The 26,356-nt window shown below is 68.0% G+C and carries 24 protein-coding genes; 16 read left to right on the plus strand and 8 right to left on the minus strand.

Annotated features, from left to right (window positions below):
* Positions 1-118 precede the first annotated feature (118 nt).
* From HWX36_RS05950 to HWX36_RS05960, 3 genes are all read right to left on the minus strand, one after another.
* Entirely contained in the window at positions 119-934 is an 816-nt protein-coding gene (locus HWX36_RS05950; protein WP_175951286.1) for an endonuclease/exonuclease/phosphatase family protein, read from the minus strand.
* A gap of 5 nt (positions 935-939) precedes the next feature.
* Positions 940-1,428, minus strand: coding sequence for a hypothetical protein (locus tag HWX36_RS05955; RefSeq protein WP_175951287.1), 489 nt, complete (start codon positions 1,426-1,428; stop codon positions 940-942).
* A gap of 146 nt (positions 1,429-1,574) precedes the next feature.
* Positions 1,575-2,294 carry a nitroreductase gene (locus tag HWX36_RS05960; protein ID WP_175951288.1) on the minus strand — a complete coding sequence of 240 codons (720 nt, stop codon included), beginning with the start codon at positions 2,292-2,294 and terminating at the stop codon, positions 1,575-1,577.
* 227 nt (positions 2,295-2,521) lie between these two features.
* On the opposite strand from HWX36_RS05960, the gene HWX36_RS05965 reads away from it, so the two are divergent.
* The 10 genes from HWX36_RS05965 to HWX36_RS06010 all read left to right on the plus strand — a co-directional run bounded on the left by HWX36_RS05965 (position 2,522) and on the right by HWX36_RS06010 (position 13,854).
* The gene (locus tag HWX36_RS05965; RefSeq protein WP_175951289.1) at positions 2,522-3,502 is read left to right on the plus strand and encodes an AAA family ATPase; all 981 of its coding nucleotides are present in this window, start codon (positions 2,522-2,524) and stop codon (positions 3,500-3,502) included.
* Between the two features lie 160 nt (positions 3,503-3,662).
* Positions 3,663-4,772, plus strand: coding sequence for an NAD(P)/FAD-dependent oxidoreductase (locus tag HWX36_RS05970; protein WP_175951290.1), 1,110 nt, complete (start codon positions 3,663-3,665; stop codon positions 4,770-4,772).
* Positions 4,773-4,911: 139 nt separating this feature from the next.
* Positions 4,912-5,223, plus strand: a complete 312-nt coding sequence (locus HWX36_RS05975) for a high-potential iron-sulfur protein (RefSeq protein ID WP_175015387.1) — start codon at positions 4,912-4,914, stop codon at positions 5,221-5,223.
* Positions 5,224-5,414: 191 nt separating this feature from the next.
* Complete coding sequence (locus HWX36_RS05980) at positions 5,415-6,722, plus strand: MFS transporter (protein ID WP_175951291.1); 1,308 nt, start codon at positions 5,415-5,417, stop codon at positions 6,720-6,722.
* A 311-nt stretch (positions 6,723-7,033) separates the two neighbouring features.
* The gene (locus HWX36_RS05985; RefSeq protein ID WP_175951292.1) at positions 7,034-8,662 is read left to right on the plus strand and encodes an ABC transporter substrate-binding protein; all 1,629 of its coding nucleotides are present in this window, start codon (positions 7,034-7,036) and stop codon (positions 8,660-8,662) included.
* A gap of 110 nt (positions 8,663-8,772) precedes the next feature.
* On the plus strand, positions 8,773-9,783 hold the full coding sequence (locus HWX36_RS05990; protein ID WP_011353491.1) for an ABC transporter permease subunit: 1,011 nt from the start codon (positions 8,773-8,775) through the stop codon (positions 9,781-9,783).
* A 4-nt stretch (positions 9,784-9,787) separates the two neighbouring features.
* Entirely contained in the window at positions 9,788-10,705 is a 918-nt protein-coding gene (locus HWX36_RS05995; protein WP_175951293.1) for an ABC transporter permease subunit, read from the plus strand.
* A 2-nt stretch (positions 10,706-10,707) separates the two neighbouring features.
* A complete protein-coding gene (locus tag HWX36_RS06000; RefSeq protein ID WP_175951294.1) occupies positions 10,708-11,703 on the plus strand; it encodes an ABC transporter ATP-binding protein in 996 nt (331 codons plus the stop codon).
* Positions 11,700-12,716, plus strand: coding sequence for a peptide ABC transporter ATP-binding protein (locus HWX36_RS06005; RefSeq protein ID WP_175951295.1), 1,017 nt, complete (start codon positions 11,700-11,702; stop codon positions 12,714-12,716). The genes HWX36_RS06000 and HWX36_RS06005 overlap by 4 nt, the downstream gene beginning before the upstream one ends.
* Complete coding sequence (locus tag HWX36_RS06010) at positions 12,709-13,854, plus strand: TraB/GumN family protein (protein WP_175951296.1); 1,146 nt, start codon at positions 12,709-12,711, stop codon at positions 13,852-13,854. The genes HWX36_RS06005 and HWX36_RS06010 overlap by 8 nt, the downstream gene beginning before the upstream one ends.
* Positions 13,855-14,414: 560 nt before the next feature.
* Here HWX36_RS06010 and pxpA read toward each other — a convergent pair.
* The 3 genes from pxpA to pxpB form a co-directional block, all read right to left on the minus strand.
* A complete protein-coding gene (gene pxpA, locus HWX36_RS06015; RefSeq protein WP_175951297.1) occupies positions 14,415-15,179 on the minus strand; it encodes a 5-oxoprolinase subunit PxpA in 765 nt (254 codons plus the stop codon).
* 73 nt (positions 15,180-15,252) lie between these two features.
* Positions 15,253-16,326, minus strand: a complete 1,074-nt coding sequence (locus tag HWX36_RS06020) for a biotin-dependent carboxyltransferase family protein (protein WP_175951298.1) — start codon at positions 16,324-16,326, stop codon at positions 15,253-15,255.
* Complete coding sequence (gene pxpB, locus HWX36_RS06025) at positions 16,323-16,979, minus strand: 5-oxoprolinase subunit PxpB (RefSeq protein ID WP_175951299.1); 657 nt, start codon at positions 16,977-16,979, stop codon at positions 16,323-16,325. The genes HWX36_RS06020 and pxpB overlap by 4 nt, the downstream gene beginning before the upstream one ends.
* A 148-nt stretch (positions 16,980-17,127) precedes the next feature.
* Here pxpB and HWX36_RS06030 point away from each other — a divergent pair, with 148 nt between their 5' ends.
* The gene (locus HWX36_RS06030) at positions 17,128-17,640 is read left to right on the plus strand and encodes a winged helix DNA-binding protein (protein ID WP_006483173.1); all 513 of its coding nucleotides are present in this window, start codon (positions 17,128-17,130) and stop codon (positions 17,638-17,640) included.
* Positions 17,641-17,715: 75 nt separating this feature from the next.
* On the opposite strand, the gene HWX36_RS06035 is transcribed toward HWX36_RS06030, so the two are convergent.
* Complete coding sequence (locus tag HWX36_RS06035; protein WP_175951300.1) at positions 17,716-18,324, minus strand: 5-formyltetrahydrofolate cyclo-ligase; 609 nt, start codon at positions 18,322-18,324, stop codon at positions 17,716-17,718.
* 8 nt (positions 18,325-18,332) lie between these two features.
* Here HWX36_RS06035 and HWX36_RS06040 point away from each other — a divergent pair, with 8 nt between their 5' ends.
* Genes HWX36_RS06040 through HWX36_RS06055 form a run of 4 tightly spaced genes read left to right on the plus strand, consistent with a single transcriptional unit; the run spans position 18,333 to position 23,234 of the window.
* Positions 18,333-20,285 (plus strand): lytic transglycosylase domain-containing protein, encoded by a 1,953-nt coding sequence (locus HWX36_RS06040; RefSeq protein WP_175951301.1) that lies wholly within the window; start codon positions 18,333-18,335, stop codon positions 20,283-20,285.
* Positions 20,286-20,341: 56 nt separating this feature from the next.
* Positions 20,342-21,301 carry a complex I NDUFA9 subunit family protein gene (locus HWX36_RS06045; protein ID WP_175951302.1) on the plus strand — a complete coding sequence of 320 codons (960 nt, stop codon included), beginning with the start codon at positions 20,342-20,344 and terminating at the stop codon, positions 21,299-21,301.
* Positions 21,302-21,348: 47 nt separating this feature from the next.
* Complete coding sequence (locus HWX36_RS06050) at positions 21,349-21,996, plus strand: glutathione S-transferase family protein (protein ID WP_175951303.1); 648 nt, start codon at positions 21,349-21,351, stop codon at positions 21,994-21,996.
* The gene (locus HWX36_RS06055; protein WP_175951304.1) at positions 21,993-23,234 is read left to right on the plus strand and encodes a multifunctional CCA addition/repair protein; all 1,242 of its coding nucleotides are present in this window, start codon (positions 21,993-21,995) and stop codon (positions 23,232-23,234) included. Before HWX36_RS06050 ends, HWX36_RS06055 begins: the two co-directional genes overlap by 4 nt.
* A gap of 34 nt (positions 23,235-23,268) precedes the next feature.
* On the opposite strand, the gene HWX36_RS06060 is transcribed toward HWX36_RS06055, so the two are convergent.
* Positions 23,269-24,066: an XRE family transcriptional regulator gene (locus HWX36_RS06060; protein ID WP_175951305.1), complete on the minus strand. Its 798-nt coding sequence runs from the start codon at positions 24,064-24,066 to the stop codon at positions 23,269-23,271.
* Positions 24,067-24,492: 426 nt separating this feature from the next.
* Between HWX36_RS06060 and HWX36_RS06065 the strand changes: the two genes are divergently transcribed.
* Positions 24,493-26,343, plus strand: a complete 1,851-nt coding sequence (locus HWX36_RS06065) for a M24 family metallopeptidase (protein WP_175951306.1) — start codon at positions 24,493-24,495, stop codon at positions 26,341-26,343.
* Positions 26,344-26,356: the final 13 nt, after the last annotated feature.

Raw genomic sequence — 26,356 nt, forward strand, 5'->3', positions numbered from 1 at the left:
GCGGCGCGGCCCGGCGGCGGGGCCTAGCGGAATGGGCAAGGCGTTAATGTAGCGCGCGCCGTGCCGCCGCGCTTTGGCGGTGCGCAATCCGGCCGATCGCGGGCCGAGGCCGGGACCGTTATTGCGGATCGAGGCGCAGGCGCGCGATGTACGGCAGGTGGTCCGACAGCCACGCGGCCTCGCCGGACGGGGCGCGCCATTCGAGCGGCGTCAGCCCGCGCACGAACATCTTGTCGAGCGCGAGCGCCGGCGAGAACGCGGGGAACGTGCGGCCCGATTCGCCGAGCAGCGTCGCGACCTCGGACAGCCCGATCTCGCCGAACAGCGCGACCGAGTCGTTGCGCCAGTCGTTGAAGTCGCCGGCGAGCATCAACGGGCCGTCGCCTGCGTTGCGCACGATCCAGTGCGCGATCCAGTGCATCTGGCGCAGCCGCGCGGCGCGCGTGAGCGCGAGGTGCGCGCACAGCAGCGTGACCGGGCGCGCGCCCGCGAGCGTCGCGCGCGCGACCAGCAGCCCGCGCCGCTCGAAGCGGTGCGCGGAGATGTCCCAGCGGCCGCCGAGGTCGAGCGGGTGCGGCGACAGGATCGCATTGCCGTGCCGCCACGACGGCTTGAACACGTTCGGCCCGAGCGCGATTTGCCAGTCGAGCGCATGCGCGATCTCGGTGGCCTGGCAGTGCCAGACGTCGTCGACCGCGTCGTCCATCGGCGCGCCGAAGCCGGGCGCCAGCACCGGGCGCGGCATGCGGCGCGCCATCGCTTCCTGCAGGAAATACACGTCGGCGTGCGTCGACTGCATCCAGTTGCGCATCGCGTTCCACGCGGTGAAGCCGAGCGGCGAGCGACCCTTGTGCAGGTTCCAGCTCACCGCGGTGATTTCGTCGGGTGCGGCGTGCGGTTCGGCGAACGGCAGGGACAGGGCATCGGCGGGCATGACGCTCAATCCTTCGCGACGTGCGCACGCACGCGGTACACGAGGTGCGGATGCTGTTCGACGAGCGTCCAGTCGGTCCACGCGTCGCTGCCGACCGTCAGGCCCGGGTGGCTCGCGATGATTTGCCGCGGCGACGCGGGCACGCACGGATCGGCCGGCTTCGCGCCTTCGTCGTCGATCGTTTCCTGCACGTCGAGCGCGAGCGACATCGTGTTCGCGCCGGCATCGACGGCGAGCGGCGCGACCGTCACCGAGCGCGAGCGCTCGGTCGGCACGACGCGCGCGGCATTGCCGCAGCCGACCGGCACGGCGGACGGATAGCGATGGGTATCGGTACGGGTCTGACCCACGGTGGTGCGCTGCTGGAACGTGTCGATGGTCTGACCGTCGCGCACGACCTGGATCTCCCACGCGACGGAGGCCGGCGCGGGGCTCTGCGCATGGGCGGCGAGCGCGATGCTCGCGAGCAGGATGGCCAGGCCGTGTTTCAGCATGAAACGTCTCCGGAAACGCGGAACAGCGGGGAACGGACGCACATCTTACGCCCGATCGATTTCGATCGCGATGCGACAGGACGCGCCGCGGCAGGTTCGCCGCACGATGTGGTCCTGTTCGAAAGGTAGGGTCGCGTCATGCGTTTTCAAGCGAAAAAGCGCGTGAACTCGGCGACCGGCGCGCGCTCGGTGACGAGGCGGTTCTCGATCGCGTCGGGGTCCGCATGGCCGAGCGACATGCCGCAGACCAGCTGTTCGTTGGCGGGAATGCCGAGGTGCTCGCTGACGATCCGGTGAAACGGCACGAACGCGGCCTGCGGGCAGGTATCGAGCCCGCGTGCACGTGCGGCCGTCATCACGCCCTGCAGGAACATCCCGCAGTCGAGCCATGCGCCGTAGGTCATCACGCGGTCGAGCGTGAAGAACAGTGCGACCGGTGCATCGAAGAAGCGGAAGTTGCGTGCGTGCTGCGCATGCATGCGCGCCTTCTCGTCGCGGCCGATGTTCAACAGGCCGTACAGGTCCCAGCCGACCTTGCGGCGCCGGTCGATATACGGCGACACCCATTCGCGCGGATAGTAGTCGTACTCGGCGACATATTTTTCGTCGCGCGCGGGATCGTCGTGGGCCGCGGTAAGCGCGGCGGCGAGCGCATCGCGCGTGGCGCCGGTCGCGACGTACACGCGCCACGGCTGGATGTTGGTGCCCGACGGCGCGCGACTCGCGGTTTCGAGGATCGCCTCGATCGTGTCGCGCGGCACGGGTGTCGGTAGGAATGCGCGGATCGCGCGGCGCGACGTGAGCGCCGCGTCGACGGCGTCGATCGTATCGGCATCGACGCGCGGGAAAGCAGTGGGGACGGACATCGGCATACCTTCGGGACGGGCCGACGCGCCGCGCGGGCGCCGTCGGCGAGGCCGGTGCGGCGGGTGGGTGAACCGACGATCATACGCCGCGGCGCGCCGGCATGCAGCGCGCGCGGGTGTTAGCAGCAGACGCGCGCGGCTGCTTGCTTGCGCGGGGATGCGGGATCGCTACACTGAAATCGTAAGGGTCTGATGGTCATGTGACGGCAAGCGGCAGCGAGGTTGGTATGACGACGGCGATGGTGAAACAGGAACTGGCGGTGGCGTCCTTCAGCACGGTGTACGACCTCGAGCAGGTCGAGACGGCGCTGAGCGACCTGAACGAGAGCGCGAGCGACGCACTGCGCGCCACCTACGAAAAGATGCTCAAGACGGGTAACCTGCGCTTCTGCGTGAAGCCGAACCGGATGCCGTCGTTCGACGCGCTCGGCGAGACATTGCCCAATTTCGCCGAGCCGCTCGACGACGTGCGCAAGCAGGTCGCGCTGTGCCTCGAAACGGACGACCGGCTCGAACTGATGCCGATCCTGCTGCTCGGGCCCCCGGGCATCGGCAAGACGCACTTCGCGAAGGCGCTCGCGCAACTGCTCGGCACCGCGTACCACTACGTACCGATGAGTTCGCTGACGGCCGGCTGGATCCTGTCGGGTGCATCGTCGCAATGGAAGAACGCGAAGCCCGGCAAGGTGTTCGATGCGCTCGTGAACGGCAGCTACGCGAACCCGGTGATCGCGGTCGACGAGATCGACAAGGCCGGCAGCGATGCGCAGTACGATCCGCTTGGCGCGCTGTACGCGTTGCTCGAGCACGACACCGCGCGTGCGTTCGTCGACGAATTCGCGGAAGTGCCGATCGATGCGGGCAACGTGATCTGGGTCGCGACCGCGAACGACGCCCACGCGATTCCGGAGCCGCTGCTGAACCGGATGAACGTGTACGAGATCGAGCCGCCCGATGCGGCCGGCGCGCGCCGGATCGCGCAGACGATCTACGACGAGATCCGCACGTCGCATGCGTGGGGGCGGCGCTTCCCGGACACCCTCGGCGACGATGCGCTCGACGTGCTGGCCGCGACCCCGCCGCGCACGATGCGCCGCGCGCTGCTGCACGCATTCGGCGCCGCGCGGCTCGACGGCCGCGATGCAATCGGGCCGCGCGACATCCGCGCCGACGAGGGAGCCGCGAAGCGCCGGCCGATCGGCTTCTGAGCGAGCGGCGCGCGCACGGTGGCAGCAGGCGCGCGCCGTGCCGTGCGTCGTACGTCATGCACGGCGTCGTCGTGATACGCCGCACGACCTTCGGCAAGCGGATGAACCGGGACGTACAATTCTCTTCTCTCCCCTCGACGCGCTAGCGGCGCGAAACGTCATGGAGCAGATGGATTGTGTCGTGATCGGCGCGGGTGTCGTCGGTCTTGCGATTGCGCGCGAACTGGCCGCGCGCGGGCGCGAAACGCTCGTGCTCGAGGCTGCCGATGCAATCGGCACCGGTACGAGTTCGCGCAACAGCGAAGTGATCCATGCGGGGCTCTACTATCCGCGCGGGTCGCTGAAGGCGACGTCGTGCGTGCACGGGCGCGACCTGCTGTACGAATTCTGCGAGACGCATCACGTGCCGCACCGGCGTGCCGGCAAGCTGCTCGTCGCCACGAGCGCCGCGCAGGTGAAGCAGTTGAAGGCAATCGCCGCACGCGCGGCCGAAAACGGCGTGCTCGACCTGATGCCGCTCACGCGCGCCGAGGCGCAGACGCTCGAGCCCGCGCTCGAATGCGTCGAGGCGCTGTTCTCGCCGTCCACCGGCATCGTCGACAGCCACCAGCTGATGCTCGCGCTGCTCGGCGACGCGGAGCGCGACGGCGCGGTGTGTGCGCTGAAATCCCCGGTCGAATCGATCGACGTGCTGCGCGGCGGGCGCTTCGTCGTGCGCACGGGCGGCGACGCGCCGACCGAGATCGAGGCCGCCTGCGTGATCAACAGCGCGGGCCTCGGCGCCCAGGCGCTGGCGCGCCGCACGCGCGGCCTCGACCCGCGCTGGGTGCCGCCCCTCTATCTCGCGCGCGGCAACTACTTCAGCCTGTCGGGGCGCGCACCGTTTTCGCACCTGATCTACCCGATGCCCGACCGCGCGGGGCTCGGCGTGCACCTGACGCTCGATCTCGGCGGGCAGGCACGCTTCGGCCCGGACGTCGAATGGGTCGATACGCTGCGCTACGAAGTCGATCCCGCGCGCGCGACCGCGTTCTACGCGTCGATTCGCGCATTCTGGCCGGGCTTGCCCGACGACGCGCTGCAGCCGGCATACGCGGGCATCCGGCCGAAAGTCGCGGGGCCCGGCGAGCCGCCGGCCGATTTCATCGTGCAGGGCGCCGCGCAGCATGGCGTGCGCGGTCTCGTGAACCTGTTCGGCATCGAGTCGCCGGGGCTCACCGCGTCGCTGGCGCTTGCACAGCGCGTGGGCGACATGGCGGCCTACCGCTGACGCGGCGCGCACTCGCCCGGCGTGTCGAATTTCTTATCCATGACATTTCGGCGCGCACAACCATTCGCTTGAGCGTTATTCTGTCGAACGGCTGTCGCCAGAACAGCTTTCAAACCGATAACGTTGGAGCGAGTCCCCCATGAAAACATCCCGTCGGAGTTTCCTGATCACGAGCATTGGTGCCGTGTCCGCGCTGGCGCTGTCGCGCGAAGCGCTGGCTGATGCGCCGATGCTCACGGAGAGCGACCCGACCGCGACGGCACTCGGCTACAAGGCCGATGCCACGAAGGTCGACAAGGCGAAGTACCCGAAATACGCGGCAGGCCAGGATTGCGCGGCCTGCATGCTGTACCAGGGCAAGAAGGGCTCGGCCTCGGGCCCGTGCGGCGCCTTCCCCGGCAAGCAGGTGTCGGCGAAGGGCTGGTGCAGCGCCTTCTCGAAGATGGGTTGAGGGCCATGCGGCATCGTGCGATGCCGCATTGTGGCGAAAACCGCAAAACGCCCGCCGTCGATGGATGGCGGGCGTTTTTTATTGCTTGAAAACGGTTCCGTCGCTTTCTACACTCGCTGCAAACCAGCGCGCCGCGGGCACCCTGCGCGCCGCGCAGCCCGACACGGCGAACCGACGAGAACGAGGCACGCATGGCGACGATTGCGAATTCAACGAAAACGACGCGGCCCGAGCGTGCGCTGAACCGGCGAGCGGTCGCGGCCGCCGTGATCGGCAACGCGCTCGAGTGGTACGACTTCACGGTGTTCGGCTTCATGACGGTCGTGATCGCCGAGCTGTTTTTCCCGACCTCCAGCGAATATTCGTCGCTGCTGCTGACCACCGCGACGTTCGGCGTCGCGTTCTTCATGCGCCCGATCGGCGGCATCGTGTTCGGGCTGTACGCGGATCGCGCCGGCCGCAAGGCCGCGCTGTCGCTCGTGATCCTGCTGATGACGGCCGGCATCTTCCTGCTCGCGGTCGCGCCGCCGTATGCGGCGATCGGCATCGGCGGACCGATCCTGATCGTGCTCGGCCGTCTGCTGCAGGGCTTCTCCGCGGGCGGCGAATTCGGCAGCGCGACGGCGCTGCTGATCGAGGCTGCGCCATTCTCGAAACGCGGCTTCTACGGCAGCTGGCAGATGGCGAGCCAGGCGGCCGCGCTGCTGATCGGCGCGCTCGTCGGCGCGGCCGTCACGCGCGGGCTGTCGCACGACGCGCTGCGCAGCTGGGGCTGGCGCGTGCCGTTCATCCTCGGGCTCGTGATCGGCCCGATCGGTTTCTACATCCGCCGCCATCTCGCCGATTCCGAAGCGTTCCTGCATGCGCAGCAAAGCGCGCGCCGCGCGACGCTCGGTGAAGTGTTCACGCGCCACCCGCGCGAAGTGCTGTGCGGGCTCGGCTCGGTGATCGCGCTGACCGTGACGATCTACGTGCTGATCAGCTATCTGCCGACCTTCGCGGTGAAGCAGCTGAAGCTGCCCTACGCGGAATCGTTCTACGCGGTGATCGTCGGCAACCTGCTGCTGATGGTGCTGTCGCCGATCGCAGGCGCGTGGTCGGATCGCATCGGCCGCAAGGGGCTGTCGCTGTGGTCGCTGGTGCTGACGCTCGCGCTGATGTATCCGCTGTTCGCCTGGCTCGACGCGGCGCCGAGCATCGCGCGGCTGATCGCGGTGCAGGCCGTGCTGTCGGTCACGCTCGCGGGCTACTACGGGCCGTTCGGCGCGATGATCGCCGAGCTGTTTCCGGCCAACGTGCGCTCGACCGGGCTGTCGATCGCGTACAACGTCGCGGTGATGCTGTTCGGCGGCTTCGGGCAGTTCATCGTCACGTGGCTCATCAAGGTCACGGGCACGCCGCTCGCGCCGACCTACTATGTGATGGCCGGGATCGCGCTGTCGATCGTCGCGGTCGCGTTCGTGCCCGCGCGCAGCGCCGATCTCGACGCGCCGGCGTGACGATTTGAAGACGATCGACGGATCGTTTCGTAAAACGCAATGCTGTGCTGCGGAACATGGGAAAACGGTGCATCGAGCCTTCGTGTTCGCGCCCGAATTGTTTAGTTGTCGAACGAAACTTGCGCGAGATGAACGGAATTGTCGCTCGCGCGCGTTGTCGCATTTTTTACCCACACTAAACATCCGCAAAAACCCGTGCGGGCATCTAGAAGAGTTTTTTCTCCAGCTTGTTGCCACATCGTTAGCTCAAGTAATATCCGCGTACACCGGCCCCGGGCGGGCCGGTTCCGATCTGGAGACCTGGAGGAAACATGGAATACAACCGTCTGTTGCACACCCTGCGTGTTACCGCCATGGCAGGCGTGGCAGCGGCATCGCTCGGCGTCGCGGGCTCTGCATTCGCACAGATCCCGAACAAAACGCTCGTCTACTGCTCAGAAGGCAGCCCGGCGGGTTTCGATTCCGCGCAATTCACGACCGGCGTCGATTTCACCGCCGCCACGTTCACCGTCTACAACCGCCTCGTCGAATTCGAGCGCGGCGGCACGAAGGTCGAGCCGGGGCTCGCCGAGAAGTGGGACGTATCGCCGGACGGCAAGGTGTACACGTTCCACCTGCGCCACGGCGTGAAGTTCCACACGACCGACTTTTTCAAGCCGACGCGTGAATTCAACGCGGACGACGTGGTGTTCACGTTCCAGCGCATGCTCGATCCGAACCAGGCGTTCCGCAAGGCGTACCCGGTGTCGTTCCCATACTTCACCGACATGGGCCTCGACAAGCTGATCACGAAGGTCGAGAAGGTCGATCCGTACACCGTGAAGTTCACGCTCGCCGAGCCGAATGCGCCGTTCATCCAGAACATGGCGATGGAATTCGCGTCGATCCTGTCGGCCGAATACGGCGACCAGCTGATGAAGGCCGGCAAGGCCGCCGACATCAACCAGAAGCCGATCGGCACGGGCCCGTTCATCTTCCGCAGCTACACGAAGGACGCGACGATCCGATTCGATGGCAATCCTGATTACTGGAAGAAGGGCGAGGTGAAGATCTCGAAGCTGATCTTCTCGATCACGCCCGATCCGGGCGTGCGCGTGCAGAAGATCAAGCGTAACGAATGCCAGGTGATGACCTATCCGCGTCCGGCCGACATCGCGACGCTGAAGGCCGATGCGGGCGTCGACATGCCGTCGCAGGCAGGCTTCAACCTCGGCTATCTCGCGTACAACGTCGAGCACAAGCCGGTCGACAAGCTCGAGGTGCGTCAGGCACTCGACATGGCGATCAACAAGAAGGCGATCCTCGAGTCCGTCTACCAGGGCGCCGGTCAGGCTGCTTCCGCGCCGATGCCGCCGACCCAATGGTCGTACGACAAGAACCTGAAGATGCCCGCGTACGACACCGCGAAGGCGAAGGCGCTGCTCGCGAAGGCAGGCTTCCCGAACGGTTTCGAGATCACGCTGTGGGCGATGCCCGTGCAGCGCGCGTACAACCCGAACGCCCGCCTGATGGCCGAGATGATCCAGGCCGACTGGGCGAAGATCGGCGTGAAAGCGAAGATCGTCACGTACGAGTGGGGCGAGTACATCAAGCGCGCGCACTCGGGCGAGCAGGACACGATGCTGATCGGCTGGACCGGCGACAACGGCGATCCGGACAACTGGCTCGGCACGCTGCTCGGCTGCGAGGCGATCAAGGGCAACAACTTCTCGCACTGGTGCTACAAGCCGTTCGACGAGCTGATCCAGAAGGGCCGCACGACGACGGGCCAGGATGCGCGGACGAAGCTCTACACGCAGGCTCAGCAGATCTTCGCGCAACAGCTGCCGTTCTCGCCGATCGCGAACTCGACGGTCTACCAGCCGGTTCGCAAGAACGTGGTCGACATGCGTATCGAGCCGCTTGGCTATGTCCGCTTCGACGGTGTTGGCGTGAAGTAACACGCCTGTCGTAAGCTGTCGCGAAGACCGGCTAATTCATCCGGCGGCGGGAGGCCAAAAGCTTCCCGTCGCCGGTCGCACATTTCCCACAAGAAAATACGAGACGCATCATGTTCACATTCGTGTTGCGCCGCGTGGGCATGGTGATCCCGACCTTCATCGGCATCACCATCCTGGCGTTTGCGCTGATTCACCTGATACCGGGCGACCCCATCGAAGTGATGATGGGCGAGCGCGGCGTCGATCCCGCGATGCACGCGGAGGCGATGAAACGCCTCGGGCTCGACCAGCCGCTGCCCATGCAGTACCTCCACTACATCGGCCGGGCGCTGCATGGCGACCTCGGCACGTCGATCATCACCAACACGAGCGTGGCGGGCGAGTTCTTCGCGCGCTTCCCGGCGACCGTCGAGCTGTCGCTGTGCGCACTCGTGTTTGCGCTCGCGGTCGGGCTGCCGGCCGGCGTGATCGCCGCGTTGCGGCGCGGCTCGGTCGTCGACCATGGCGTGATGGGCACCGCGCTCACCGGCTACTCGATGCCGATCTTCTGGTGGGGGCTGATCCTCATCATGGTGTTTTCGTCATACCTCGGCTGGACGCCCGTGTCGGGGCGCATCGCCGTCGAGTACGACTTCCCGCACCCGACGGGCTTCATGCTGATCGACGCGCTGCTCGCGCCGGATGAGGGTTCGTTCAAGTCGGCGGTCAGTCACCTGATCCTGCCCGCGATCGTGCTCGGCACGATCCCGCTCGCGGTGATCGCGCGGATGACGCGCTCGTCGATGCTCGAAGTGCTGCGCGAGGACTACATCCGCACCGCGCGCGCGAAGGGGCTGTCGCCCGCGCGCGTGGTCGTCGTGCATGCGCTGCGCAACGCGCTGATCCCGGTCGTCACCGTGATCGGCCTGCAGATCGGCACGCTGCTCGCGGGCGCCGTGCTGACCGAGACGCTCTTTTCGTGGCCCGGTGTCGGCAAGTGGCTGATCGATGCGATCGGCCGCCGCGACTATCCGGTCGTGCAGGGCGGCATCCTGCTGATCGCGACGCTCGTGATCGTCGTGAACCTGGTCGTCGACCTGCTGTACGGCGTGCTGAATCCGCGCATCCGCCACACGAGGTAATCCCATGAGCAATCTGCAAAATACCCTGCCGACCGAATCCGCGCCGGCCGGCGGCCGTGCGCTCGCGCTGCGCGAGTTCTGGGCCAACTTCTCGCGCAACCGCGGCGCCGTCGGCGCCGGCATCGTCGTGCTCGTGCTGATCCTGGTCGCGCTGCTTGCCCCGCTGCTCGCGCCGCACAGCCCGGTCGAGCAATACCGCGACTTCGTGAAGATCCCGCCCGCGTGGCTCGAAGGCGGCAACTGGAGATTCATCCTCGGCACCGACGAAGCGGGCCGCGACATTCTTTCGCGCCTGATGTACGGCGCACGGATGTCGTTCTGGATCGGCTTCGTATCGGTCGTGCTCGCGCTGATCCCCGGCATCGTGCTCGGGCTCGTCGCCGCGTTCTTCCAGAAGTGGGCCGACACGCCCGTGATGCGCATCATGGACGTGCTGCTCGCGCTGCCGTCGCTGCTGCTCGCGGTCGCGGTCGTCGCGATCATCGGCCCGGGCCTCACCAACACGATGTTCGCGATCGCGATCGTCGCGCTGCCGGCCTACGTGCGCCTCACGCGCGCGTCGGCGCTCGGCGAGCTGCAGAAGGAGTACGTGACGGCGTCGCGCGTGGCCGGCGCCGGCACGCTGCGCCTGATGTTCTCGCAGGTGCTGCCGAACTGCACGGCGCCGCTGATCGTGCAGGCGACGCTCGGCTTCTCGTCGGCGATCCTCGACGCGGCCGCGCTCGGCTTCCTCGGCCTCGGCGTGCAACCGCCGACCGCCGAGTGGGGCGCGATGCTGGCTTCCGCGCGCGACTACATCGACAACGCGTGGTGGATCGTGACGATGCCGGGCCTGTCGATCCTGATTTCGGTGCTCGCGATCAACCTGCTCGGCGACGGGCTGCGTGACGCGCTCGACCCCAAGCTGAAACGGATGGCGTGACCATGAACAATCTTCTGACCATCCGCAATCTCGCGGTGAACTTCAACGGCCTGCCCGCGGTCGACCGGATCAACCTGTCGATCGCGCCGGGCGAGGTGGTGGGCGTCGTCGGCGAATCGGGCTCGGGCAAGAGCGTGACGATGATGGCGCTGATGGGCCTGATCGACGCGCCGGGCAAGGTGACGGCCGACGAGGTCACGTTCAACGGTGTCGACCTGCTGAAGGCGTCGCCGAAAGCGCGCCGCAAGATCGTCGGCAAGGACATCGCGATGGTGTTCCAGGACGCGCTGACGAGCCTGAACCCGAGCTATACGGTCGGCTACCAGATCAAGGAAGTGCTGAAGCTGCACGAGGGCCTGCGCGGCGACGCGCTGCACCGGCGCGCGCTCGAGCTGCTCGACCAGGTCGGCATTCCCGATGCGAAGAACCGCATCGCGTCGTTCCCGCACCAGATGTCGGGCGGGATGAACCAGCGCGTGATGATCGCGATGGCGGTGGCGTGCAACCCGAAGCTCCTGATCGCCGACGAGCCGACCACCGCGCTCGACGTGACGATCCAGGCGCAGATCATGGACCTGCTCGTGAAGCTGCAGAAGGAGCGCGGGATGGCGCTCGTGCTGATCTCGCACGACCTGGCCGTGGTGTCGGAGGTCGCGCAGCGCGTGGCGGTAATGTACGCGGGCGAGGTGATCGAAACCAACCGCGTGCCCGACATCTTCCGCGCGCCGCATCATCCGTACACCGAAGCGCTGCTCGCGGCGATTCCCGAGCACAATAAGGGGGCGCGTCGCCTTGCCGCATTGCCCGGCATGGTGCCGGGCCGCGATGATCGCCCGTCCGGGTGCCTGTTCGCGCCGCGCTGCAAGTACGTCGTCGACGACTGCCGCAAGGCGCGGCCGGCGCTCGACACGCTGGTGTCCGGCAACGATGCGATGCGCGTACGCTGCATCAAGCCGCTCAACGTTTCCAACCTCGACCTGACGGGAGGCGCACGATGAATGCAGTCAATCAAACGCGTGCCACGCCGCACGACGAGGAAGCCGTGCTGGTGGCCGACGGACTCGCGAAACACTATTCGGTGAAGCGCGGGATGTTCGGGCAGGGCACGGTGAAGGCGCTGAACGGCGTGTCGTTCTCGCTCAAGCGCGGCAAGACGCTCGCCGTCGTCGGCGAATCGGGCTGCGGGAAGTCGACGCTCGCCCGCCAGCTGACGATGATCGAAACGCCGACGTCGGGCAGCCTGACGATCGACGGCAAGAACGTGGCCGGCGCAAGCCGCGAGACGGTCGCCGACCTGCGCCGCCGCGTGCAGATGGTGTTCCAGAACCCGTTCGCGTCGCTCAACCCGCGCAAGACCGTCGAACAGACGCTTTCCGAGCCGCTCGAGATCAACGCGAACCTGACGGCCGCCGAACGCGCGCAGCGCATCGCGCAGATCATGCGCACGGTCGGCCTGCGGCCCGAGCACGCGAAGCGTTATCCGCACATGTTCTCGGGCGGCCAGCGCCAGCGTGTCGCGATCGCGCGCGCGATGATCCTCGATCCGCGCATCGTCGTCGCCGACGAGCCGGTGTCCGCGCTCGACGTATCGATCCAGGCGCAGATCCTGAACCTGTTCATGGATCTGCAGGAGCAGTTCAAGACGAGCTACGTGTTCATCTCGCACAACCTGTCGGTGGTCGAGCACGTTGCGGACGACGTGATGGTGATGTACTTCGGCAGCGTCGCGGAGCTGGGCGACAAGGCAACGATCTACGCCCGGCCGCGTCATCCGTACACGCGCGCGCTGATGTCGGCGACGCCGGCGATCTTCGAGGAAGACCGCCGCGTGCAGATCAAGCTGCAGGGCGAACTGCCGTCGCCGCTCAATCCGCCGTCAGGCTGCGCGTTCCACCAGCGCTGCCCGTATGCGGTCGAGCGCTGCCGTGCGGAGGAGCCGCAGTTGCGCGAGGTCGACGGCCGGTGCGTAGCCTGCCATCGGGCCGAGGAGGTAGGGGAGGCGAATGCCTGAAGCGTTGGCGGCGCGCGCGTCCGGCGTGCGCCGTGCGGGGGCAAGCAGCGCACGCGTGATGCGCGCGTACCGCTACGCGCGGCGCTGGAGCGTGCGTACCGTCACGGGCGCGGCGCTGGCCGGCGCGTGCGTGGCGGCCAGCGTCGTGGTTCCCGTCGAATCCGCGCGCGCCGAAGGGCGCGCGCCGGCCACTTCACCGATCCATCCGTCGCAAGTCCCGCCGCCCGGCATGAGCCTGCCGGGCTTCCACGCGCCCGCCGTGTCGGACGGCACGGTGTCGCGCGGCACCGTGCGCGTGCAGCCCGCGCGCATGCCGTTTTACGTGGCGACCAAGGGCAAGGTCACGCTCTACGTGCTCGGCACGCTGCACACGGGCGACCCGTCCGATTACCCGAGCGCGCAGCCGTTCCGGCCGCGCATCCTCGCCGCGCTCGCCGCGTCGCCGACGCTCGCGCTCGAGCTGTCGCCCGACGACCTGCTCGAATCGCAGGACGACGTGTCGAAGTACGGCGTATGCCGCTACCCGTGCCTGCAGCGCCTGCTGCCCGAGCCGCTGTGGCAGCGGCTCGCGGCGCGCCTGCGCGGCAATCCGGCCGCGCTCGCCGAGATCCGCAAGATGCGGCCATGGCTCGCGGCGCTCGTCGTCGAGACCTACGATTCGCTGTCGGCCGGCCTGCAGACCGAGTACGGCACCGAGTCGCAGTTGCAGAACGTGTTCCTGAAGAAGAAGGGCGGCCGCGTGATCGGGCTCGAGACGCTCGCCGAACAGATGCGCGCGTTCACCGGCCTGACGCTTGCCGAGCAGCGCGAGATGCTCGCGCAGGACATGGTGCAGACGCCCGCGCAGAACGCCGACGACATCAAGGCGCTGCACCGACTGTGGCGAATTGGCGACGCCGACGCGATCTCGGCGTGGGCGGTCGCGAAGAGCGAACGGCTCGCGCGTTCGAAGGCGTTGTCGGCGTCGATCGACAACAAGATCGTGTACGAGCGCAACCGCCGCTTCGTTGCACGCATGACGGCAATCGCCGCACCGAACCGGCCGCTGTTCGTCGCGATCGGCGCGCTGCACCTGGGCGGCCCGCGCGGCGTGCTCGAATTGTTGCGTCAACAAGGTTACAGCGTCGACGCGAACTGAGCGCCGCCGCCGCGCCCGAACCGATCCTCCCCTGTTTGATCGACATCGTGCGCACGGCTTAAACGCCTGTATGGGCACGCCGTTCGATAAGGAAAACCCTCAAATCATCAGAAAATAGCGTTTCAAACGATTGACATCCCGATCTGCCAATATCTATCCTTCGATCCACAAGTTGAAAAAATGAAAAGAATAGAAAAAGTTCTACGGGGTAGCAGAAAATAAAGCGCGGGGTTAGCGCGTTGCCGGCACGTGATGCACGTGCCGGCCGCGGAAGTGTCTGCATGTACGGCGGGGCCAATCATCGTCGGACAACAACAAGGCATGCAGGCCGACTTGCGGGATAATCGACGTTCCGTCGTCCCACCGGGGAAAGGCAGTAATCGGGCGGCGGCGGACGTTTTCCGATCCGGAATATTTATCCGGTCACCGTCGCAAGACGGTTTCGGGGGGCGAATCGACAGACGGCGAAGCCGCAGCGATTGCGCCAACGGAAAAGCGCCACGAGGGCGCTTTTTTCTTTTGTACGACGGATGGTGCGCCCGCTTGCGCGACCGGCCGGATCACGCGCGTTCGTCGGCCTGCAGCATGCTGGGCGCGACCACGTCGACACCCATTGCCTCGAGTGCGGCGCGAATCCGTTTCGCAAATGCCAGCGCATGCGGCCCGTCGCCGTGCAGGCAGACGGTCTGCGCATTGAGCATCACCCATTCGCCGCCGATCGCACGCACCTGCCGGCTGCGCACCATGTCCAGCGTGCGCGCGATCATCGTGTCCTCGTCGTCGATCAGTGCGCCGGGCTGGCTGCGCGGCACGAGCGAGCCGTCCGCGCGGTAGCCGCGATCGGCGAACACTTCCTCCACCGCGGCAAGCCCAGCGTGCCGCGCGGCCGCGATGAACACGCTGTTCGCGAGCCCGAACACCGCGAGCGACGGATCGAAATCGCGGATCGCGGACACCACCGCGTCGGCGATCATCGGGTCGCGCGCGGCCTGGTTGTACAGCGCGCCGTGCGGTTTCACGTGCGCGATGCGCCCGCCTTCGGCCTGCGCGATCGCCGACAGCGCGCCGAGCTGGTACAGCACGCCCGCGTAGATGTCGCTGGCCGGCAGCTGCATTTCCTTGCGGCCGAAATTCTCCGGATCGTGAAAGCTCGGGTGCGCGCCGATCGCCACGCCTTTCTGCACGGCCCAGCGCACGCAATCGCGCATCGCGTTCGCACCGCCCGCATGCCACCCGCATGCGATGTTCGCGGACGTCACGAGGTCGAGCAGCGCCTCGTCCGAACCGCATCCTTCGCCGAGATCGGCATTCAGATCGATTTCCATGATGTTCCTCGTCCACGGATTGCGTGGCCCGTCCTCTCTACTGCTACTGCGTTCGGTATTGCTACCGCTATTGTCACGCCGCACGCGACTGGGCGCGGCGGCGCGCTTCCTCGCGCATGTCGATCGCGACGTCGATCTGCCGCAGATAGGCACGTTCCGCGACCAGCGCGGCGCGCGCGGCGTCGGGTGTCGTGCGCACGAAGCGGATCGGCAGGTTGAGCCGCGCCTGCGCGAGTTTCCACAGGTCCGCACGGATCACCGTGCCGATCTTCGGGTAGCCGCCGGTGGTCTGCGCATCGTGCATCAGCACGATCGGCTGGCCGTTCGGCGGCACCTGGATCGTGCCGGGCAGCACCGCGTGCGACAGCAGCTCGGCCGGCCGCTCGCGTGCGAGTTCGACGCCGGCAAGCCGATAGCCCATGCGGTTGCTGTTGGCCGTGACAAGCCATTCCTCGTCCCAGAACGCCTGCTGCGAATCGGCGTCGAACGACGCGTAGTCGGGGCCCGGCAACACGCGCACCGGCATCGCCCACGGCGCATGCGCATGCGCAGGGCGGTGGCGGCGCGGCGGCTCGTCGACGCGCACGAACGCGCACCACGCCGGCGCCTTGACGCCGAATTCGGGTGCGTCGGCCGCGAGGCAACCCATCCCGGCCGGAAGCACGCCGACCGGGAGGCGATCGCCGTCGCGCAGCGCGCGGCCGCCGAGGCCCCCGAAGCGCGATGCGAGATCGGTGCTGCGCGAGCCGAGCATCGGCAGCACGTCGATGCCGCCGGCGATGCACAGGTAGCCGCGCATCCCGCGTTTCGCGGCGGGCAGCACGAGCGTCTGCCCGGCCTCGACCGGCAGGCTCCACCATGAATATACGCGTCGGCCGTCGAGCGTTGCACCGAACTCGGTGCCGGTGATCGCGACGCGGGTCGCGCGCGTGAAGCGGAAGGCGGCCGGACCGATCGTGATCTCGATGGCCGCCGCGTCGGGGCGGTTGCCGACCAGCCGGTTGCCGACTTCGAGCGCGAGGCCGTCGAGCGCGCCGCCCTGCGCGACGCCGAGATGGCGCGCGCCGCGGCGCCCGAGATCCTGCACGGTGCTCAGCGGGCCGGCTCGCACCACCTCGATGGTGCCCGGTGCGTTGCTCTGGGTCATCGTGCGTCGACTCCCGCAATGGTGAAGCGGACCCGGTCGCCGGGCAGCAGCAGCGTCGGCTGCGGCCGAGCCGGATCGAACAGCACGTGCGACGTGCGGCCGATCAGTTGCCAGCCGCCGGGCGACGTGGCCGGGTAGATGCCCGTCTGCGCACCGCCGATGCCGACCGAGCCGGCCGGCACCTCGAGGCGCGGCGCCGCGCGGCGCGGCGTGTGCAGCGCGGCGTCGAGCCCGCCGAGATACGCGAAGCCCGGCTGGAAGCCGACGAAGAACACGACGTAGGCGCCGGCTGCGTGGCGCGCGACGACCTCGTCGGCCGACAGGCCGGTATGGGCGGCGACGACCGGCAGATCGGGGCCGGCGGCGCCGCCGTACTCGACCGGGATCTCGATCTCGCGGCCGTCCGCGTGTTCGACGTCGGCGGTCTCCCACGCGTCGCGCAGCGCCGGCGTGAGCGACCCGGCCGTCGTGGCGAGCGGGTCGAATACGATCGTCAGGTTGTTCATGCCGGGCACGACGTCGATCACGTCGGGCCACGCGCGCGCGGCCTCCGCAACGGCCCAGACGCGGCGCTGGCAATCGAGTGTGGCGGGCGGCGGCACCTCGCAGACGAGGGCGGCATCGCCGAGCGGATAAATGCGGGGTTGCGTCATCGGACTGGCACGGTTCGGACGGCAATGTTAGCGCACATTGTCAATAAAATATCGACAACTTCCCAATAAGCGTTTTCGCCTAGCCCGTATGCCGGGGCTTCTGGCGTACACTCGGCACACCCTGTCAACCGGCTTGCTCCGCCTTTCCATGAAGCGTCCTGCGACCAAGATCGTGTCATCCGAACACCTCGTTTCCGATTCGAGCGCGGAGCTGTCGGAGCTCGAATACGGGCTCATCATGGCAGGCAACGCGTTCAACCGGTGGATGGTGCGCTGCATGTCGGCGGCCGGCGCGAAGGACATGACGGCGGTCGAGGTGTCGCTGCTGCATCACGTCAGCCATCGCGAACGCAAGAAGAAGCTCGCCGACATTTGCTTCGTGCTCAACATCGAGGATACGCACGTCGCGACCTATGCGCTGAAAAAACTGATCGCCCGCGGCTATGTGAAGAGCGAGAAGAACGGCAAGGAAGTGTTCTTCTTCGCGACCGACGCGGGCCGCGACCTGTGCCTGAAGTACCGCGAGGTGCGCGAGCACTGCCTGATCGAGACGCTGAAGGACAGCGGGCTCACCAACGAGCAGATCGGCGACGCGGCGCAGTTGCTGCGCCACGCGTCGGGCCTGTACGACACGGCCGCGCGCGCGGCGGCGTCGCTGTAAACGGTTGCGCCGGGGGCGGCGCGCGGCGGTGCGCTGACGGGCGGGGCGACGACCGATGCGGCGCCGCCCGCCGTATCATCCGGCGGCCGGGTACAGCGCGCCGTCGGTCACGATCCAGCGCAGCGCGAGATCGTGCGCTTCGGCCGGCAGCGCATCGACCCGGCACGCTTCATAGGCGATGCCGACCGTCACGGGCGGCTCGCTGCCCGGCCATGCGGCGAGCGTGCGGTCGTAGTAGCCGCCGCCATAGCCGAGCCGGTAGCGCTGCAGATCGAATCCCACGCAGGGAATCAGCAAAAGGTCGGGCACGACGACGATTCCCGACGCCGGTTCCGGAATCCGGTGATGACCTTCGCGCATCGGCGTGTGCGCGTCCCACGCATGGAACTCGAGCGGCGTGTGCCGCCCATCGATCACGGGCAGCGCGGCCAGCCTGCCGGCACCGGCCGCGCACCAGGCGAGCACCGCATCGCGCGCATCGAATTCGCCCGGCAGCGGCCAGTAGAACCCGACCGTGCGCGGCGCGAGCCGTTCGAGCAGCGTGCGCAGCCGCCCGTCGAGCGCGGCGTTCGCGGCGGGTTGCGATGCGGCGTCGCGCCGCGCGCCGGACAGCGTTTTGCGTAGCGCAACCTTCGGGTTTGGCACAGGGTTGCGTGCTATGCTTTCGCTCACTTCGTGCTCCATTCAAATCGATGTCGAACAGCCTTTTCCGAGTATATCGCGCGGTCGCGCTGACGCTTTCGGCCGCCGCGCTCGTCGCGGGCACGGCCGCGTGCGCCGCGCCGAACGACGATACGGTCGCCGGGGACGACCAGACCTTTGTGCAGCTTCGTGAAGCCGCGCGTCGCAACGACGCTGCGAAAGCCGCGCAGCTCGCGTCGATGATCCCGAACTATCCGGTACCGTCCTACGTCGAGTATTTCCAGATCAAGCCGCAGCTGTTCGATTCGACGGGCCGCGCGCGCGTGGACGCGCCGGACGCGCCCGTGCAGTCGTTCCTGCAGCGCTACGACGGCCAGGCGATCGCCGACCGCCTGCGCAACGACTACCTGCTCGTGCTCGGCGCGCGCCACGACTGGCGCAACTTCGACGAGCAATACAAGCGCTTCGTGCTCGACGACGACACGCAGGTCAAGTGCTATGCGCTCGAATCGCGCGCGGCGCGCGGCGAGAACGTCGCCGATGCGGCACGCGCGCTGCTCGTCGAGCCGAAGAATTACGGCGACGCGTGCGTCGACCTGATCACCGCGCTGACGGTCAACCAGCAGTTCACGAGCGACGACGTGTGGCAGCAGGCGCGCCTCGCGTACGAGCAGAACTACACGACGCTCGGCGGCAAGATCGTCGATGCGCTCGGCCCGCGCCCGGTCGGCTTCGACCAGGCGACGAGCGCGCCGCCGCTGTACCTCGCGCGCGGCGTCGGCCCCGACGCGGCCTCGCACCAGCTCGCGCTGATCGCGCTCGGCCGCATGGCGCGCAACGATCCGGACGCGGCAGCCGGGATGCTGACGTCGGTCGCCGCGTCGCTGACCAAGCAGGAGCAGGCGATCGCGTGGGGCGCGATCGGCTACCAGGGCGCGATCAAGCGCTCGCCGCTCGCATCGGTCTGGTATGCGAAATCCGCGAATGCGCCGCTGTCGAACCCGGGCTACGAATGGCGCACGCGCGCCGCGCTGCTCGCCGGCAACTGGCCGATGGTGCGCTGGTCGATCGAGCAGATGCCGCCGTCGCTGCGCGACGATCCGGCCTGGATCTACTGGCATGCGCGCGCGCTCAAGCAGAGCGGCGACACGCTGCAGGCGAACCAGGAATTCGAGCAGGTGGCGGGCCAGTTCAACTTCTACGGGCAGCTCGCCGGCGAAGAGCTCGGCCAGCGCACGACGATCCCGCCGCGCACGAAGGTGAGCGACGCCGAGATCGACGCGATGAGCAAGATTCCGGGCTTCGCGCTTGCGCAGCGTTTCTATGCGCTGAACCTGCGCCTCGAAGGCAACCGCGAATGGAACTGGCCGCTGCGCGGGATGACCGATCGCCAGCTGCTGGCCGCGGCCGAATACGGCAAGCGCGTCGACCTGCTCGACCGCACGGTCAACACGGCCGACCGCACGAAAGCCGAGCACGACTTCACGCTGCGCTACCCGTCGCCGTACCGCAATATCGTCGAACGCTACGCGCAGTCGACGGGCCTCGACACCGAATGGGCGTACGGGCTGATCCGCCAGGAGTCGCGCTTCATCACGAGCGCGCGTTCGTCGGTGGGCGCGGGCGGCCTGATGCAGCTGATGCCGGCCACCGCGCAGATGGTCGCGAAAAAGCTCGGCCTGGGCACGATCTCGCGCACGCAGATGCACGACATCGATACCAACATCCAGCTCGGCACCTGGTATCTGGCGGACATCTACAACAACTTCGACAGCTCGCCGGTGCTCGCCACGGCCGGCTACAACGCGGGCCCGGGCCGGCCGCGCCAGTGGCGCCAGGTGTTGACGCAGCCGGTCGAAGGCGCGATCTTCGCAGAAACGATTCCGTTCAACGAGACGCGCGACTACGTGAAGAACGTGCTGTCGAACACCGTCTACTACGCGGCGCTCTTCGAGGGCAAGCCGCAGTCGTTGAAGAAACGTCTAGGCATGATCTCGCCCTGATACGCAACTTCACACTGCCGCGCGAGACGCGGCAGTGTTCTTTCGAGGCCTCGAACATGGATCGCCAGACCGTCGCGCTGCTGGGCGGCACCGGCTTCATCGGCAGCCGGCTCGTCAATGCGCTGATCGAATCCGGCAAGCAGGTACGGATCGGCACGCGCCGGCGGGACCACGCGCGCCACCTGCAGATGCTGCCGGTCGAAATCGTCGAACTCGAAGCGCTCGACACGCGCACGCTCGCGCGCTTCGTCGCCGGTGCGCACGCGGCGATCAACCTGGTCGGCGTGCTGCACGGCGGCCGCGGCACGCCGTACGGTCCCGGCTTCGAGCGCGCGCACGTCACGCTGCCGGCCGCGCTCGCGACCGCCTGCACCGAGGTAGGCGTGCAGCGCGTGCTGCACATGAGCGCGCTCGGCGCCGATTCGTGCGGCGCGAGCATGTACCAGCGCTCGAAGGGCGACGGCGAGGCCGCGCTGCATGCGATCGCGGCGACCGATTCGCTCGCGCTGACGATCTTCCGCCCGTCGGTCGTGTTCGGCCCCGGCGATGCGTTCCTCAACACGTTCGCGAACCTGCAGCGCACCGTGCCCGTGCTGCCGCTCGCGATGCCCGACGCGCGCTTCCAGCCCGTCTTCGTCGGCGATGTCGTGCGCGCGTTCGTCAACACGCTCGATCTCGCGGCCGCATACGGCAAGACCTACGAACTCGGCGGCCCGACCGTCTACACGCTCGAGCAACTGGTGCGCTATTGCGGCACGCTGGTCGGCCGGCAGGCACGCATCGTACGGCTGCCCGACGCGCTCGCGCGGCTGCAGGCGAGCGTGTTCGAATGCCTGCCCGGCGAGCCGGTGCTCACGCGCGACAATCTCGCGACGATGTCGGTGCCGAACGTGCTGTCGGGGCCGCTCGCGCCGGAGCTCGGGATCTCGCCCGCGAGTCTCGAAAGCATCGCGCCCGCGTATCTCGGGCAGGCCGCACAGCGCTCCCGGTTCGACTGGTTCCGCTCGCGCCGCTAGGCCGGCAGCGTCTTCCTTTCCACCTTCGCGTTTTCCGGAACACCGTCATGAAACTCGTCATTGGAGACAAGAACTATTCGTCGTGGTCGATGCGCCCGTGGCTGCTGCTTGCGCATTTCGGCATCCCGTTCGACGAGATCGCGATCGAGCTGCGCCGCGATGACACGGCCGCACGCATCCGCGAGTATTCGCCGTCCGGCAAGGTGCCGTGCCTGGTCGACGACCACGGCGTCGCGATCTGGGATTCGCTCGCGATCGCCGAGACGCTCGCCGAACGCTATCCGCAGTTTCCGATGTGGCCGGCCGACCCGCTCGAGCGCGCGCATGCGCGCTGCGTCGCGGCCGAGATGCATTCGGGTTTCGCGGCGCTGCGCACGCAGATGGGCATGAACGTGCGCGCGTCGATGCCGGGGCGCGGTGCGACGCCCGAGGCGCTCGCCGATGTCGCACGCATCGATGCGCTGTGGAGCGCGTGTCTCGAGGCGTCGGGCGGGCCGTTCCTGTTCGGCGAATTCGGGATCGCCGATGCCATGTACGCGCCCGTCGTGATGCGCTTCAATACGTATGCGCCGGGCCTGTCGCCGGAAGCGGCCGGTTATGCGGCCCGCGTGACGGCGCTGCCGGCCGTCCAGCGCTGGATCGACGCCGCGCGCCGCGAAACGAACGTGATTGCCGAGTACGAGCCGACGCCATGAATATCTACGCTGTAGGCGGCGCCATCCGCGACGCATTGCTCGGCATGCCCGTGCAGGACCGCGACTACGTGGTGGTGGGCGCGACCCCCGAGCAGATGGCCGCGCAGGGTTTCCGGCCGGTCGGCAAGGATTTCCCGGTATTCCTGCATCCGCGGACGCAGGAGGAGTACGCGCTCGCGCGTACCGAGCGCAAGACGGCGGCCGGCTATCACGGCTTCCAGTTTCACTACGCGCCGGACGTGACGCTCGACGAGGATCTCGCGCGGCGCGACCTGACGATCAACGCGATGGCGCGCGAGGTGAGCCCGGAGGGCGAACTGGTCGGGCCGGTGATCGATCCGTTCGACGGGCAGGCCGACCTGCGCGCGCGCGTGTTCCGGCATGTGAGCGATGCGTTCGTCGAGGATCCGGTGCGGATCCTGCGCATCGCGCGCTTCGCCGCGCGGTTCGCGGATTTCACGGTCGCGGATGAAACGCTCGCGCTGATGCGGCGGATGGTCGAAGCGGGCGAGGTCGACGCGCTCGTGCCCGAGCGCGTGTGGCAGGAAATCGCGCGCGGGCTGATGGAGGCGAAGCCGTCGCGGATGTTCGCGGTGCTGCGCGCATGCGGCGCGCTCGCGCGCGTGCTGCCCGAAGTCGATGCGTTGTGGGGCGTGCCGCAGCGCGCCGACTACCACCCGGAGGTCGACACCGGCGTGCACGTGATGATGGTGGTGGACCATGCGGCGAAGCAGGGTTATTCGCTGCCGGTGCGCTTCGCGGCGCTCACGCACGATCTCGGCAAGGCGACGACGCCCGCCGACGTGCTGCCGCGCCACATCGGCCACGAGGGCCGCAGCGTCGACCTGCTCAAGCCGTTGTGCGAGCGGCTGCGCGTGCCGAACGAATGCCGCGATCTCGCGCTCGTGGTCGCGCGCGAGCACGGCAACCTGCATCGCGTGATGGAGATGGGCGCGGCCGCGCTGGTGCGGCTGTTCGAGCGCAGCGACGCACTGCGCAAGCCGGCGCGTTTCGCCGAGATGCTGCAGGCATGCGAATCGGATGCGCGCGGGCGGCTCGGGCTCGAAGCCCAGCCGTATCCGCAGGCCGAGCGGCTGCGCGTCGCGCTCGCGGCCGCGCGCAGCGTCGATGCCGGCGCAATCGCGCGCGGCATCGGCAATGACACGGAGAAGATCCGGGACGCCGTGCATCGCGCGCGGATCGAGGCCGTCGCGCAGGCGCTCGAGATCGGCGAATAGGGGTGACGGGAAGGGGGCGCATCGCGCGCCTTCCTCACGCCGACCGTTTCGACTTCTTCTTGCTCGCCGGCTTGGCGGCCGCCGGACGTTTGCCGGCGGATGCGCGCGGCTTGGCCGCCGCCTTCTTGTCTTTTCCTGCCGCGCCGGCGTCACGATCGCGCTCCGCCCGCTTGGGCGCCGGCACGCGGCGGCTCGCGCGCGGCTCGCCCGGCGTCGCGCGCGCGACGGGCGCCGGTTTCCCGAGGTCCATCGTCGCGGACACGAACCCGGCGCCACGGTCGTCGAACAGCGGCAGCGTGCCGACCGCGATCACCTCGGCCGGCCCGTCGCCCACGTTGGCGACCCGGTGCCGCTTGCGCGCGTCGAAGTGCAGCGAGTCGCCGGGCGACAGCGGGTAATCCTTCTTTCCGACCGTGTAGCAGATCCGGCCGGCCAGCACGTACACGAATTCGTCGCCGGCGTGCGCGACCCATTCCGATCGGTAGCCTTCCATCATCTGCACCTTGAGCGCGTTGATCTGGCTGCCGTCGAACGTGGTGGAGAGGCGTTCGTACCACTGCGACGAGGCGTCGAGCGCGTACGGCCTGCGGCGGCCTTCGTGCGAATCGGGCTGGGCCTGGCGCGGCTGGTCGATCAGCGCGCCGAGCGGCACGTCAAGTGCCTTCGCGACGTTGACGAGCGACGTCAGCGAGATGCCCGTAAGGTGGCGCTCGACCTGGGACAGGAACCCGACCGAGAGTTTCGCTTCGGTCGCGACTTCCAGCAGCGTCTTCTTCGCTTCCCGGCGCAGGCGGCGAATGCGCTGGCCGATACGCATGATGTCTGAATCCATGAATCTCTTTCGTGACAACGAGTCGGGAGGCGGGCGGACGGGCGGTGCAGTCGCCGGACGGTGATTTCCGCGCATCGCACGAAGCACGGCCGTCGGGACGGCGATGCCGACGAATTGTACCGCGCAGTGTCGCCGGAAGAAGGCTCGTTGTGCCGGGATGCGCAGGCGCCGCGCCGATTTTAGCCCTACGAAAATTTTAGCTTGACCTCAATTTCGGCGTGCTCTAGATTCTGTCGCGAATGTCAAAAAAAGTTAAGTGAGACGAAATTTTTTTCAGGGGCCTGCTGCCGGAACGGCACGGCGGCACGGCACCGTGCCGGGCCGAGCGTCCATCCGCAGCGGCGCCGTGCCGCGTCAGGCCTGCCTCGGGCCTGCTCCCCGCCGCGTCACCGCCGGCCGCCGACAACAATGCATAACGGGCTTCCGATGATCGATCGACTGAAATACAGCTTCTCCGGCCTGCCACCGTACGACGCATCCGTCGCCGACACGCAGGCGGGCCTGTCGCGCCTGCTCGATGCCGCGCGGCTCGACGCGGTGCTGGTCACGTCGCAGGACGAATACGTGACCGAGTACCTGCCGCTCGCCAACAATCCGCGCTACGCGGTATCGGGGTTCGACGGCTCGGCCGGTTGCGGGATCTTCCTGAGCACGGCGACCGCGCAGGCGCTCGATCTGCCCCCGTTCGTGCTGTTCGTCGACGGCCGCTATCACCTGCAGGCCGAACAGCAGTGCGATCCGGCGCGGGTGCGTATCGAGAAGCTCGGGATGAACGTGACGATCTGGCAGGCGATGGCCGACTGGCTGCTCGCGCACGGCAGCCGGCTCGCCCGGGTCGGCTACGACGCGCGGCGGATCAGCGTCGCGCAGCGCGATCGCCTGTTCGAACGGACGCAGGCCGCGTCGCTCGACTGGACGAGCCTCGCCGACCGGGAAATCGATCGTGCGATCGCGTTGCCGGGCTGGGTCGTCGAGCGGCCGATCTTCGAAGTGCCGGAAGCGGCGACCGGCCTGAGCGTCGCGCAGAACCTCGACACGCTGAACCGCAAGCTCGCCGCGCATACCGGCGCGCCGGACGGCAAGACCGCGTTCTTCACCTGCGCGTCGGACGATCTTGCGTATCTGCTGAACAGCCGCGGCTATCACATCCCGAATGCGTCGTCGCACCTCGGCTTCCTGTTCGCGGTGGGCGCTCAGGTGGCGTTGTTCCTGCCGGAAGGCTGCGACCGCTGCGAGGTCACGCTCGAGTCGTATCCGGCGCTCCACGTGATCCGGCGCGATGTCGCGGCGCTCGAGCGCTTCCTTGCCCGGTTCGACGTCGAGCACGTGTGCTACGGCTTCGAATCGGTGAACTGCGCGCTCGTCGACGCGGTGAGGCGGGTGTGGCCGCAGGCGCGGCATGCCGACTTCAACCCGGTCGAGGCGATGCGGGCCGGCAAGACGCCGGCGGTGCTCGACCGGTTCCGCGACGCGTTCGCGCGCAGTTCCGCGGCGATCGCCGAGACGATGCGCTGGGCGAAGACCGGCGAGCCGGGCACGCGCCACACCGAATACGATCTGGCGCGCACGATCAACGATGCGTACGGCGCGCGTTCGGCGGTTGCGCTGACGTTTCCGTCGATCGCGGCGAACGGCGCGAACAGCGCGTTCGCGCATTACACGGCGGCGAGCGCCGACGTCGAGCTGACGGAAGGCGAACTCGTGCTGCTCGACAGCGGCGCCTACTACGAAGCCGGCTTCGCGACGGACTGCACGCGCGTGGTGCTGCGCCGGACCCGGCCGGATACGGTCGCGCAGCCGTGGCAGCGCGAGATCTACACGGTCGCGCTGAAGGCCTGCATCAAGGGGCTCGTCACGCGCTTCCCGAGCACCGCCAAGGGCGGCGACGTCGATGCGCTCGTGCGGCAGGTATGCCGCGACCACGGCCACGACTTCGGCCACGGCACCGGGCACGGCGTCGGGATTCACGTGCACGAGGGCGGCGTGCGGTTCGCGCCGGGTGCGAAGTACGGGCTCGTGCCGAATGCGGTGATTTCGATCGAGCCGGGCATCTACGTGCCGGGCAAGGGCGGCGTGCGGATCGAGAACATCGTGATCATCCGCCAGGACGACGCGCAGCCGGATACCGTCACGTTCGAGAACATCGTGACGGTCGGCTACGACTGGGACCTGATCGATCTCGACCTGCTCGACGACGACGAGCGCGCGTACCTGCGCGACTACGAGCGGCTGTGCGTGGCGCGCGGCACGCAGGTCACCGCGTGTCCGCTGCTGTAAGCGCCGCCGCCCG

The sequence above is a fragment of the Burkholderia sp. BCC0405 genome, from assembly GCF_902833075.1.
Classification (GTDB): domain Bacteria; phylum Pseudomonadota; class Gammaproteobacteria; order Burkholderiales; family Burkholderiaceae; genus Burkholderia.

Excerpts from the sequence above, each read along its gene's own strand:
- HWX36_RS05950 (WP_175951286.1), bottom strand. The coding sequence starts at position 934 with ATGCCCGCCGATGCCCTGTCCCTGCCGTTCGCCGAACCGCACGCCGCA.
- HWX36_RS05955 (WP_175951287.1), bottom strand. The coding sequence starts at position 1,428 with ATGCTGAAACACGGCCTGGCCATCCTGCTCGCGAGCATCGCGCTCGCC.
- HWX36_RS05960 (WP_175951288.1), bottom strand. The coding sequence starts at position 2,294 with ATGTCCGTCCCCACTGCTTTCCCGCGCGTCGATGCCGATACGATCGAC.
- HWX36_RS05965 (WP_175951289.1), top strand. The coding sequence starts at position 2,522 with ATGACGACGGCGATGGTGAAACAGGAACTGGCGGTGGCGTCCTTCAGC.
- HWX36_RS05970 (WP_175951290.1), top strand. The coding sequence starts at position 3,663 with ATGGAGCAGATGGATTGTGTCGTGATCGGCGCGGGTGTCGTCGGTCTT.
- HWX36_RS05975 (WP_175015387.1), top strand. The coding sequence starts at position 4,912 with ATGAAAACATCCCGTCGGAGTTTCCTGATCACGAGCATTGGTGCCGTG.
- HWX36_RS05980 (WP_175951291.1), top strand. The coding sequence starts at position 5,415 with ATGGCGACGATTGCGAATTCAACGAAAACGACGCGGCCCGAGCGTGCG.
- HWX36_RS05985 (WP_175951292.1), top strand. The coding sequence starts at position 7,034 with ATGGAATACAACCGTCTGTTGCACACCCTGCGTGTTACCGCCATGGCA.
- HWX36_RS05990 (WP_011353491.1), top strand. The coding sequence starts at position 8,773 with ATGTTCACATTCGTGTTGCGCCGCGTGGGCATGGTGATCCCGACCTTC.
- HWX36_RS05995 (WP_175951293.1), top strand. The coding sequence starts at position 9,788 with ATGAGCAATCTGCAAAATACCCTGCCGACCGAATCCGCGCCGGCCGGC.
- HWX36_RS06000 (WP_175951294.1), top strand. The coding sequence starts at position 10,708 with ATGAACAATCTTCTGACCATCCGCAATCTCGCGGTGAACTTCAACGGC.
- HWX36_RS06005 (WP_175951295.1), top strand. The coding sequence starts at position 11,700 with ATGAATGCAGTCAATCAAACGCGTGCCACGCCGCACGACGAGGAAGCC.
- HWX36_RS06010 (WP_175951296.1), top strand. The coding sequence starts at position 12,709 with ATGCCTGAAGCGTTGGCGGCGCGCGCGTCCGGCGTGCGCCGTGCGGGG.
- pxpA (WP_175951297.1), bottom strand. The coding sequence starts at position 15,179 with ATGGAAATCGATCTGAATGCCGATCTCGGCGAAGGATGCGGTTCGGAC.
- HWX36_RS06020 (WP_175951298.1), bottom strand. The coding sequence starts at position 16,326 with ATGACCCAGAGCAACGCACCGGGCACCATCGAGGTGGTGCGAGCCGGC.
- pxpB (WP_175951299.1), bottom strand. The coding sequence starts at position 16,979 with ATGACGCAACCCCGCATTTATCCGCTCGGCGATGCCGCCCTCGTCTGC.
- HWX36_RS06030 (WP_006483173.1), top strand. The coding sequence starts at position 17,128 with ATGAAGCGTCCTGCGACCAAGATCGTGTCATCCGAACACCTCGTTTCC.
- HWX36_RS06035 (WP_175951300.1), bottom strand. The coding sequence starts at position 18,324 with ATGGAGCACGAAGTGAGCGAAAGCATAGCACGCAACCCTGTGCCAAAC.
- HWX36_RS06040 (WP_175951301.1), top strand. The coding sequence starts at position 18,333 with ATGTCGAACAGCCTTTTCCGAGTATATCGCGCGGTCGCGCTGACGCTT.
- HWX36_RS06045 (WP_175951302.1), top strand. The coding sequence starts at position 20,342 with ATGGATCGCCAGACCGTCGCGCTGCTGGGCGGCACCGGCTTCATCGGC.
- HWX36_RS06050 (WP_175951303.1), top strand. The coding sequence starts at position 21,349 with ATGAAACTCGTCATTGGAGACAAGAACTATTCGTCGTGGTCGATGCGC.
- HWX36_RS06055 (WP_175951304.1), top strand. The coding sequence starts at position 21,993 with ATGAATATCTACGCTGTAGGCGGCGCCATCCGCGACGCATTGCTCGGC.
- HWX36_RS06060 (WP_175951305.1), bottom strand. The coding sequence starts at position 24,066 with ATGGATTCAGACATCATGCGTATCGGCCAGCGCATTCGCCGCCTGCGC.
- HWX36_RS06065 (WP_175951306.1), top strand. The coding sequence starts at position 24,493 with ATGATCGATCGACTGAAATACAGCTTCTCCGGCCTGCCACCGTACGAC.